This window comes from Vibrio sp. Y176 (assembly GCF_033438945.1).
Genome location: NZ_JAWOQS010001096.1, coordinates 1 through 535 on the forward strand (window position 1 = coordinate 1; position 535 = coordinate 535).

General features: G+C 47.9%; 1 protein-coding gene. It reads left to right on the top strand.

The window, feature by feature from the left end; translation table 11 throughout:
- The coding region (locus tag R7O13_RS30390; protein WP_318305661.1) for a DHHA1 domain-containing protein at positions 1-535 on the top strand (535 nt) is incomplete at both ends.

A 535-nucleotide genomic window follows, 5' to 3' on the forward strand; every position in this document is an offset into this window, starting at 1 on the left:
TTGCAGTTTGGCGAAAACAGCGAGCTGCCATATGGCTTATCGCTGTTCCAGCGCGATTGGCACCAGGGTGTGATTGGTATTCTCGCTTCGCGTATCAAAGAGAAATTCCATCGTCCAGTTATTGCCTTTGCTGACGGTGGTGACGGGACGATCAAGGGTTCTTGTCGTTCGATTCCTGGATTACACATGCGTGATGCGTTGGACTTCATCGATACGCAAAATCCAGGTTTGATCATCAAGTTTGGCGGTCACGCGATGGCGGCAGGCTTAACCATCAAAGAGCAAGATTTTGAGCGTTTCAGTCGTTTATTCGATGAAGTGGTGAAAAAAGAGCTCGACGAAGCGGCTCTAAAAGGCGTGATTCTTACTGATGGCGAGTTAAAACCGGAAGAGTTTTCTATGCACATTGCGGAGCAGTTGCGCGCTGGTGGGCCATTCGGACAAGCTTTTCCTGAGCCAATCTTTGATGGTGAGTTTAAGGTGTTGCACCAAAAATTGGTGGGAGAAAAACATCTTAAACTGATGTTGGAGCCTT